Raw genomic sequence first — 6,370 nt, 5'->3', positions numbered from 1 at the left:
GTTGTATTATGGAGGTTCTGACTTATTTGGAGGAAGAGGAAGTGAAAATTGAGCTTTCCCTTAAGGATTTGGGGGCGAACTCTATAGATCGCGCAGATATAGCGGTAAGCTCCATGGAGGCACTGGGACTTAAAATGTCGATGGTAGAATTCGGGCAAGTAAAAAATATACAGGAGCTGGTGAATTTGCTGTATGGAAAGAATGTTGGAATTGGTTGACCAGACTTTAGAGAAGAACACCAACGTAGTTATTACCGGAACTGGAATAATAAGCTCTATTGGTTACAATACAGAGGAATTCACGGATTCCTTGAAGTCGGGAAGAAGCGGTATAGATTTTTTGCAGAACCCGCCTGAAAATGTTGCAGCAGTTCAAATAGGAGCGCAAATCCGCGATTTTTCTTTTGACAAGCTGATCAAGCAGTGCGCTTTCTCCACAGAACTTGCAAATAGAGCCAGACTATGCGCGAGACGTTCTCCTTTTTCAGTCCAATGCTCTGTGCTGGCTGCACTGGAGGCATGGGAGAAGGCCAGACTCGATACGCATCCTGTAGCGGATGAGCGTAAAGGTGTCGTTATTTCTGGAAGTAATCTTTCTCAAAACTATTTGTATTCACTGCATAACAAATTTGAAAAAGCTCCTGAATATATGACTCCTAGCTATGCACTGCATTTCATGGACACCGATCATGTCGGAACAATCAGTGATATATTTCAGATTAAGGGAGAAGGCTTCACTGTTGGCGGTGCATCTGCAAGCGGTAATGTTGCTATTATTAAGGCCATGCAGTTGATACAGCAGGGACTTGTTGATGTATGCATCGTTATGGGCACGCTTGCAGACTTTTCTCCTATGGAATTTATGAGTTTCAGCAATCTGGGCGCCATTGGCGGGAAGAGCTTTGGAAGCGAGCCTGATAAAGCCTGTCGTCCCTTTGACCAGAAACACGAAGGGTTCATATATGGGCAGGCGGCGGCATGCCTTGTTCTTGAATCTAGCCAGTCCGCTGAGAAGCGCGGTGTTCAGCCTCTTGCAGAACTCCTTTCCGGAGTGCTGGTGCTGGACGGGAACAGGTTATCCGACCCTAATGAAGATGGCGAAGTGCGCTCTATGGAGCTGGCATTACATCAAGCGGGCGTTTCTCCAAACGATATCGATTATATTAATGCACATGGTACGTCGACACCTTCAGGCGATCTAACTGAAATCAAGGCAATAAAAAGGTTATTTAAAGAACGGCTGGGGGAGATATGGATCAATTCAACAAAAAGTCTTTCAGGTCATTGTCTATACTCTGCCGGTATAGTAGAGGCACTATCTACAATAATACAGATGAAAGAAGGCTTCGTTCATCCCAATTTGAACCTTGAAGATCCGATTGATCAAGAGTGCCGATTCAGCAGAGGAATGTCGGTTGAAGCTCGAATAAGAACTTCCTTGAGTAACTCGTTCGGGTTTGGTGGCATTAATACGAGTATAGTCCTGAGAGGAATAAACCAAAGGGGGATATGATAAAGTTGATTTCCGTTGGAATTGAGGCAATGAATGTTTTTGGCGGGACAGCGTATCTGGATGTTATGGAGTTGGCCAAGTATCGCAATCTGGATACAGCCAGGTTTGAAAATTTATTGATGAAAGAAAAAACGGTGGCATTACCATGCGAAGACCCGGTTACCAATGGAGTCAATGCGGCCAAGCCGATAGTGGATTCACTTTCGCAGGCAGAGAAGGACCGGATCGAGTTACTTATTACTTGTACCGAATCCGGGATCGATTTTGGGAAGTCGATGAGTACATATATACATCATTATCTTGGATTGAACCGGAACTGCCGCTTATTTGAAATCAAGCAAGCCTGTTATTCAGGGACTGCCGGGTTTCAGATGGCGGTTAATTTTATTCTGTCAAGGACCTCTCCCGGAGCCAAAGCCTTGGTTGTGGCAACCGATATTTCAAGGTTTATGGTAGCCGAGGGAGGAGAAGCCTTATCTGAGGATTGGTCTTTTGCCGAGCCAAGTTCAGGTGCGGGAGCAGTGGCGATTCTCGTGAGTGAAAGTCCTTACGTTTTTCAGGTTGATGTGGGGGCCAACGGATACTATGGCTATGAGGTCATGGATACCTGCAGACCTGTCCCTGACAGTGAGGCAGGGGATGCGGATCTATCCTTGTTGTCATATCTGGACTGTTGTGAGAATGCGTTTCTTGAGTATCAGAAACGGGTAACCGGCGTGGATTATCGGGAAGCATTCCAATATCTTGTATTTCATACCCCTTTCGGTGGAATGGTGAAAGGCGCGCATCGGGCCATGATGAGGAAGATGGCCCAAGCCAAGCCTGCCGAGATCGAAGCGGATTTCCAGCAGCGGGTCGTACCGGGGATGCTCTACTGTCAGCGTGTCGGAAATATTATGGGAGCGGCTGTATTCCTGTCACTTGCAAGCACGATCGATAACGGCAGCTTTGATACTCCAAAGCGAATTGGCTGCTTCTCCTACGGTTCGGGCTGCTGCTCGGAGTTCTATAGTGGAATTGTTACACCGCAGGGCCAGGAACGTCAGCGGCGCTTCGATATCGCAAACCGGCTGAACGATCGGTATCAATTATCCATGGATGAATATGAGGCGCTTTTGGCGGGCAGTGGTGCAGTGAAATTCGGAACCCGGAATATGGAAACGGACTTTGGACTGATTCCGGAAGCTATGGCAGCAAGTCAGGGAAAGGGGCGGTTGTTCCTGGAGAGAATCAGGGAGTTTCATCGTGAATACAGGTGGATATGATGAGCTATCAAACAATACAGGTCCGTTTTCAGGAACCGGTATGTTTTTTGCAGATTCATCGTCCTGAGGCTAACAACACCATCAATGATTGTTTGATCGAGGAATGCCGCCAGGTGCTGGAGCTATGCGATGACTCCATTACTGTCGTAGTGCTGGAGGGCCTGCCGGAAGTCTTTTGCTTCGGGGCTGATTTTCAGGAATTTCATGGCGCAATGGCAAGGGGAGAGCACAGTGTACAAAATCCGGAGCCTCTATATGATCTGTGGATGAAGCTGGCAACCGGACCGTATATCTCAGTAGCTCATGTAAGAGGAAAGGTAAATGCGGGAGGCGTAGGGTTCGCTGCCGCCTGCGATATTGTGCTTGCTGACGAGACTGCCCAGTTCAGCTTATCAGAATTGCTGTTCGGACTTTTACCTTCATGTGTCCTGCCGTTTCTGATTCGCCGGGTCGGACTTCAGAAAGCCAACTATTTAACATTGACGACCCAGCCAATCTCTGCCCAACAGGCATGTGCTTGGGGGCTGGTGGATGCGTGTGATGCACAGAGCGATATTTTGCTCCGCAAACATTTATTGCGATTAAAGCATTTGCCCAAAAAAGGCATTTCGCGGTATAAAAGCTATCTGAATAACCTGAATGGATCACTTCTCCAATCCAAATCAGCGGCAATCGCGAGTAATCTGGAAGTGTTTTCGGACCCGCAGAATATCAATCTGATCGTTCGATATGTGGAAAAAGGGCTGTTTCCGTGGGAGGATTCATACTAAATTGGCAGCAGATACGCAATATTTTATCAATGAGATCACATTGACTAGACGGGAGAATACATTCAAGGCTGCCATATGCTGCTGTTATTTTCAGAGCATAGCCGAGCTTGAACGTATTCTCCCCTATTTGCATGTCCAGGAGCGCAGCTATTACGATACCTTGAAATTTGAAAAACGCATGAGAAGCTATCTCTTGGGTCGGTTTGCCGCCAAACAAGCGGCAGCAGCGCTAACCGGTGAAGAAGAGCTGGCCAATATTCATATTCAGGCAGGGATATTTGACCAACCCATCCTGTCATCGGCCAAGCGGAATATTCAGGTCAGTATTACGCATTGTAATGATTACGGGGCGGCAATTGCTTTCCCGGAGGCGCATCCTATGGGCATTGATCTTGAAAAGATAGATGATCGAAAGAGAACTGCTATTGAAAGCCACATAACAATGGCTGAAAAAGAATATATCAACCCATTGCCGATCCCGCTGGATACTGCGCTTACTCTTTTATGGTCAGCAAAGGAAGCTTTGTCCAAAGTTCTTAAAACGGGTTTAACGGCTTCATTTAAAGTTTTCGAGGTTTCAAAAATAGAACGGTACGACGATTATTTCATATGCTTTTATAAAAATTTTAAGCAATATAAAGCGATTGCATTTTCAGTTGGAAGCTATATGAGTGCGATCGCTTGCCCTTTAAACACGGAAATGGATCTGGATATTTGCTCCTTCAAGCAAAATGTAGCTTTAATAGAATCGTTATCTCGATGAACAGAATTGGAAGGGAGATGAATATGATACCTGTTGGAATTGAAGCAATGAATGTTTTTGGCGGCATAGCATTCATGGACGTCATGCAGCTGGCAAGGCACCGAAACATGGATACCTCAAGATTTGATAATTTACTAATGAAAGAAAAGACCGTAGCCATGCCTTATGAAGATCCGGTAACCTATGGCGTCAATGCGGCTAAACCGCTGGTTGATGCTCTTACCGAAGCTGATAAAAACCGGATCGAATTATTGATAACCTGTACCGAATCAGGGATCGATTTCGGGAAATCGATAAGCACCTATATTCATCATTATCTGGGATTACACAGGAACTGCCGTCTATTTGAACTGAAGAATGCCTGTTACTCGGGGACGGCCGGTTTACAAATGGCGGTTAACTTTATTCTGTCGCAGACTTCCCCAGGGGCAAAGGCTTTAGTGGTGGTGACGGATATTTCACGCTTTACGTTGGCGGAGAATGGGGATGCCCTGAACATGGATTGGGCTTTTGCGGAGCCGACTTCAGGTGCGGGGGCTGCGGCAATTCTGGTGAGTGAAACCCCTTATGTATTTCAGGTAGATGTGGGAGCAAACGGATATTATGGCTATGAGGTGATGGATACCTGCCGGCCTACCCCTGACGGCGAAGTCGGAGATGCGGATTTGGGTTTAATGTCCTATTTAGACTGCTGTGAGCATTCATTTCTGGAATATCAAAAAAGGGTAAGCGGTGTGAATTATCGCGATACCTTTCCATACCTTACGTTTCATACCCCTTTCGGAGGGATGGTGAGAATAGCTCACCGGACCATGATGAGAAAGATGGTTCAAGTCAGGCCCAATGAGATAGAGCCCGATTTTGAGAAGCGCGTGGCACCGGGAATGATCTATTGCCAACGTGTCGGCAATATTATGGGGGCTACGGTATTCCTGTCGCTAGCAAGCACCATAGATAAAGGTTCTTTTGATGTCCCTAAGCGAATTGGCTGCTTTTCTTACGGGTCGGGCTGTTGCGCAGAGTTCTACAGCGGCGTTGCCTCAGCACAGGGGCAGCAGCTGCAAGCGCGTTTTGGAATAGAAGAACAATTAAACGGGCGCTACCAATTAAGTATAAATGAATATGAGAGCCTTTTAACGGAAAGCAATGCGGTGAAATTTGGTACCCGGAATATCGAATTGGATTTTGAACTGATTCCGGGATTAACTGATGCTTGGAAGGGAAAAGGGCTTCTGTTCCTGAAGGAAATCAAGGAATTTCACCGCAAATACAGCTGGATTTAGAAGGAGGTCGACAGTGTCGCAATCTGTTGTCAGTGTATGTGAAGTGGAGCCGGGTATTGTTCAAATCACCATGCAGGACCGGGTTCATAAAAATACTTTTTCAGAAGAATTGGTCCGTGGTTTGCATCACGCCTATGAATCCATCAATGCCAACCCGGACTATAAGGTTGTGATTGTGACCGGGTATGATAGTTATTTTTCTTCCGGCGGAACCAGGGAAGGACTGTTGGCCATATATGAAGGCCGGGAGAAATTTACGGACGTAAGCATATACACCCTCGCTCTTGATTGCAGAATACCAGTAATTGCTGCTATGCAGGGGCATGGGATTGGCGGCGGATTCATCCTGGGATTATATTCGGATTTCGTTATTCTCAGCCGGGAAAGCATGTACACAGCCAACTTTATGAAATACGGGTTTACGCCAGGTATGGGCGCGACGTATATTTTGCCAAAGAAATTGGGATTTAGCTTGGCAGAGGAATTGCTAATAAGTGCTGGAGGCTATCGTGGAGCTGAGCTTGAGAAACGCGGCATTGCTTTTCAGGTGCTTCCGAGGAACCAGGTTCTGGGGCAGGCGCTTGAATTGGCCAGACAAGTGGCTGAAAAACCAAGAGTTTCATTGATTACATTAAAAGATCACCTGGTTCAAACAATTCGTGAAGAACTTCCCGCCGTTATTGAACGAGAAATTGCCATGCATGAACAAACATTTCATCAAGTCGAGGTCAAAAATCGGATTATCAATTTATTCGGCAAATGATGGAAGGAGGAGTT

The 6,370-nt window shown here is 46.3% G+C and carries 7 protein-coding genes; all 7 read left to right on the top strand.

Annotation, left to right across the window (positions count from 1 at the left end; translation table 11 throughout):
* Window positions 1-218, top strand: a 218-nt coding sequence (locus tag KIH86_RS20115) for a phosphopantetheine-binding protein (protein ID WP_223110635.1), incomplete at its 5' end; no start/stop codon positions are given.
* Complete coding sequence (locus tag KIH86_RS20110; RefSeq protein ID WP_223086109.1) at window positions 193-1,512, top strand: beta-ketoacyl synthase N-terminal-like domain-containing protein; 1,320 nt, start codon at window positions 193-195, stop codon at window positions 1,510-1,512. The genes KIH86_RS20115 and KIH86_RS20110, both read left to right, overlap by 26 nt.
* A gap of 5 nt (window positions 1,513-1,517) precedes the next feature.
* Window positions 1,518-2,777 carry a hydroxymethylglutaryl-CoA synthase family protein gene (locus KIH86_RS20105; RefSeq protein ID WP_223087608.1) on the top strand — a complete coding sequence of 420 codons (1,260 nt, stop codon included), beginning with the start codon at window positions 1,518-1,520 and terminating at the stop codon, window positions 2,775-2,777.
* Entirely contained in the window at window positions 2,777-3,547 is a 771-nt protein-coding gene (locus tag KIH86_RS20100; protein WP_223086110.1) for an enoyl-CoA hydratase/isomerase, read from the top strand. The genes KIH86_RS20105 and KIH86_RS20100 overlap by 1 nt, the downstream gene beginning before the upstream one ends.
* Before the next feature lies 1 nt (window position 3,548).
* Window positions 3,549-4,310 carry a 4'-phosphopantetheinyl transferase family protein gene (locus KIH86_RS20095; protein ID WP_223086111.1) on the top strand — a complete coding sequence of 254 codons (762 nt, stop codon included), beginning with the start codon at window positions 3,549-3,551 and terminating at the stop codon, window positions 4,308-4,310.
* A 23-nt stretch (window positions 4,311-4,333) separates the two neighbouring features.
* On the top strand, window positions 4,334-5,593 hold the full coding sequence (locus tag KIH86_RS20090; protein WP_223086112.1) for a hydroxymethylglutaryl-CoA synthase family protein: 1,260 nt from the start codon (window positions 4,334-4,336) through the stop codon (window positions 5,591-5,593).
* 13 nt (window positions 5,594-5,606) lie between these two features.
* Window positions 5,607-6,356 carry a polyketide synthase gene (locus KIH86_RS20085; protein ID WP_223086113.1) on the top strand — a complete coding sequence of 250 codons (750 nt, stop codon included), beginning with the start codon at window positions 5,607-5,609 and terminating at the stop codon, window positions 6,354-6,356.
* Window positions 6,357-6,370: the final 14 nt, after the last annotated feature.

The organism is Paenibacillus sinensis (genome assembly GCF_019904155.1).
Classification (GTDB): domain Bacteria; phylum Bacillota; class Bacilli; order Paenibacillales; family Paenibacillaceae; genus Paenibacillus_AQ; species Paenibacillus_AQ sinensis.
This window is presented reverse-complemented; position numbering and strand designations above follow the sequence as displayed.

What these genes read in the sequence shown, in the direction of transcription:
- KIH86_RS20110 (WP_223086109.1), top strand. Translation starts at nt 193, where the DNA reads ATGGAAAGAATGTTGGAATTGGTTGACCAGACTTTAGAGAAGAACACC.
- KIH86_RS20100 (WP_223086110.1), top strand. Translation starts at nt 2,777, where the DNA reads ATGAGCTATCAAACAATACAGGTCCGTTTTCAGGAACCGGTATGTTTT.
- KIH86_RS20090 (WP_223086112.1), top strand. Translation starts at nt 4,334, where the DNA reads ATGATACCTGTTGGAATTGAAGCAATGAATGTTTTTGGCGGCATAGCA.